3 protein-coding genes are annotated in these 3,572 nt (G+C 66.0%); 2 read left to right on the plus strand and 1 reads right to left on the minus strand.

The genetic code is table 11. The features are described 5' to 3' along the window. Positions 1-238 precede the first annotated feature (238 nt). Entirely contained in the window at positions 239-1,084 is an 846-nt protein-coding gene (locus U9980_RS05280) for a sugar phosphate nucleotidyltransferase (protein WP_322754652.1), read from the plus strand. 6 nt (positions 1,085-1,090) lie between these two features. Beyond that, positions 1,091-2,398, plus strand: a complete 1,308-nt coding sequence (locus tag U9980_RS05285) for a DUF4910 domain-containing protein (protein ID WP_322766921.1) — start codon at positions 1,091-1,093, stop codon at positions 2,396-2,398. Between the two features lie 13 nt (positions 2,399-2,411). Here U9980_RS05285 and U9980_RS05290 read toward each other — a convergent pair. Next, the coding region (locus U9980_RS05290) for a hypothetical protein (protein ID WP_322766922.1) at positions 2,412-3,572 on the minus strand (1,161 nt) is incomplete at its 5' end.

Here is a 3,572-nt window from a genome sequence, read left to right on the forward strand (position 1 = left end):
CGACGTCGGATACCCCGCGAACTGTAACGAAGGGGAGCCGACGGACGGCGGGCAGCCCGGCCGGGCCCGCACCGGCGTCCGTGACGATCAAGGCTGGCGTCCGATCGTGGTGGCCGCCACCGGTGGCCCATTCCGGTGAGCGTTGCCAGGAATACGGCCAGCCCTGCGCGGGAACAACCGTGCCACGTATTCCGCTCCGGGCGGCCACCGGGTCGACCACGGGAGAAAAGAAGAAGTCGTGACAACAGATACCAAACCCGCCGGTAATGAACAGTCATGGATAAGCTGTGATGTGCCGGATATTCCGGTCGTCATCCTGTGCGGCGGGATGGGCACCAGGTTGCGCGAGGCGAGCGAGAAACTTCCCAAACCACTGGTCGACATCGGTGGCAAGCCGATCCTCTGGCACATCATGAAGACATACGGACATTATGGATTTCGCCGTTTCATCCTGTGTCTGGGTTACAAGAGCGACTCGATCAAAAACTACTTCCTGAACTACCGTGCGCAGGTGGCGGACTTCACTCTGCACCTCACCGACGACCACACCCCGACGTTTCACAACGCGGCCGGCGACGAGGACTGGGAGGTGACCTTCGCCGAGACGGGCCTACTCACCGGCACCGGGGCACGGCTGGCCCGGGTACGCGAATATCTGACCGAGCCCAGATTCATGCTCACCTACGGCGATGGGCTCAGCACGGTCGACCTCACCGCCGTACTTGTCAATCATGAACGCGCCGGTCGGATCGGCACGGTGACCGGGGTCCGGCCGTCCAGCCGTTACGGCGAACTCGCCACCGTCGCCGACACGGTCACCGGATTCGCGGAAAAACCGCCGTCGTCCGGCTGGGTCAGCGGCGGGTACTTCGTTTTCGAACATGAGTTCGTTGACGGCTACCTGGACGACGACCCCGACCTACTCCTCGAACGTCGGCCACTACAGCGACTCGCGCACGCGGGCCAACTCACGCTGCACGCTCACGAAGGCTTCTGGATGGGTATGGACACCTACCGGGATTGGACCGAACTCAACCAGCTCTGGGACTCCGGCGCCGCACCCTGGTGCGTCTGGAAACGTTGAGTTCGCGTGTCGCGCATTCCCGACGAGACGACCAGTGCGCTCGGGGCGCATCTGTACGAGCTGGTCGCCGAGCTCACCCCCGCGATGCGCAGCATCACCGGCAACGGCGTGCGCAGAACGCTGGCCACGGTCCGGCGGGCACTTGACCCGGCGGTCCCCCTCACCGTACGTGAGATTCCCACCGGCACGCCGGTGCTCGACTGGACGGTGCCCAAGGAGTGGAATGTCCGGGAGGCATGGCTCGCCGGCCCGGACGGTCAGCGCATCCTTGATGTCGCCGACCATCCACTGCACCTGGTGAACTACAGCGCACCGACATACACCCGGCTTGCCCTCCCCGACCTGGCACCGCACCTGCATTCCTTGCCCGACCGACCCGACTGGGTGCCGTACCGCACCTCCTACTACCGCGAGACCTGGGGTTTCTGCCTACCCGACCGGCAGCGGCGCGAGCTTGCCGAGGGTGAGTACCAGGTGCACATCGACACGACGCTCACCGACGGATCACTGACCTTCGCCGAGATCCTCCTGCCCGGTAGCGGTCCGCACGAGTTCCTCCTGACCACCCACGTCTGCCACCCGGGCATGGCGAACGACAACGCCTCCGGTATCGCCATGGCGACGCTGCTCGCCGGGGCACTCGCGGACCGGCCCCGGCGCCTGACCTACCGGATCCTGTTCATCCCCGGGACGATCGGGGCGATCACGTGGCTCGCCCACAACCGCCACGCCGTCGAACAAGTTGAGCATGGTCTCGTGCTGACCGGGCTCGGCGACCGCGGACAGCCGACATACAAACGCAGCCGACGCGGCGACGCGGTCATCGACCGGGCCGCGACGCGGGCGCTGAAAGAAACTGATCGACCGCACCATGTGGTCGACTTCTCTCCGTACGGGTATGACGAGCGCCAGTTCTGCTCGCCCGGTTTCAACCTGCCGGTAGGCCGTTTCGGCCGCAGCCAGCACGGCGAGTACCCGGAATACCACACCTCCGCCGACAACATGGACCTCGTGACGCCGGAAAGCCTTGGCGACTCTTTCGCGATCATCATGCGTACGATCGAGATCTGCGAGCGGGACCGGACCTGGACCAACACGTCCCCGTTCGGGGAGCCGCAGCTGGGACGGCGGGGCCTGTACCGCTCGATCGGCGCCACCCTCGGGCGCGATGCGGTCGAAATGGGCCTGCTGTGGGTCCTCAACCTCGCCGACGGCACCAACAGCATGCTTGACATCGCCGAGCGTGCGGACCTGCCGTTCGACACGGTCGCGGACGCGGCGGACGCGCTCGCGGCGGTCGGTCTGTTGACCTGACCAGGCCCGGGCGTCACCAGATGTCGCGCGCGAACCAGGTCACCAGGAGCAACCCGAGGTAGACGACAACCGGGCTGAGCAGACTGCTGGACAGCACCGTGAAGAAGACCAGTACCGCACCGGAGAGGACGAACGACGGGGATCCGCGCGCGAACGCCAACACGACGAGTGCGAGGAAAGCCGTCCCGCCGACGAGGCCGTACTCCAGGACGAGCTTGGGCAGCATGGCATAGTTCAACGGCAGGCCGGTGTTGTGCATGAACTGGTCGGCGTCACGGTCGGACCAGCCCGGACCGGAGCCGAAGAGCACGGTCAACGGATCGCCGCCGAGCCGGTCGAAGGTCCGGGTGTAGGGCTGGACGAAACGCAGGCTGCCACTCGAACTGCTCGTGGACGTCTCGGTGGCGCGCTCGGCGAAGACATCCGCAGCCGGCGTGAAGCTCACGATGGTCACGACCAGCGCGAGACCCGTCGCCGCCGTGATCGCAAATCGAGGTCCCTTGTGGACCGCGAGCAGCACAAGCGCGGCGGCCAGCAGAATCACCCCGGTGCCCGAGACCGTGGCCAGGATGGCCACGACGAGTAGCAGCAGTCGCCACCAGCGGACACCCCGCAACACCGAAACGACCAGACCGATGGCGAGGAACTGCGAACAGAAGGACGGCTCCAGGCAGACGAACGCGTTCGCCTTGAACAGGTTGGAGCCGTAGGCCACCGGATATGACGTGTTGAAGTTCCGCATGACCAGGTCGGGTGGGAGAATGCCGCCGATGATGTCGCGGTAGTGCCAGCCCGCGAGCTGCAGGCCGAACTGCGCCACCGCGAGTCCGGCCAGCACCGCCGTCATGATCGCAAAACGGTCCAGTACCCGGGGGAACAGCGTCGCCGATACGTCGGCGCGCAGGCCATAGCAGAACGGCGCATAGGTCACCACCAGCAGGAGCAGCGACGTCAGTGAATTGTCGTCAAGGCCCCGGATGAACGCGACCGACGCCGCGCTGACGCACGCCGCCATGGCGATCAGGTAGGCCCTGGTTCGGCCCATGTTGGCCGCGAGGTCACCCCACGCGAGCAGCACCACGGCGCCGACGAGAACTCCCGGCAGCATCAGTGGCACCTGGGTGGAACCCACCGGGACCGCCAGCCGCTGGAGAAAGACCTCACCGAACAGCAG

Source organism: Protofrankia sp. Cr1 (assembly GCF_963555865.1).
Taxonomy (GTDB): domain Bacteria; phylum Actinomycetota; class Actinomycetes; order Frankiales; family Frankiaceae; genus Protofrankia.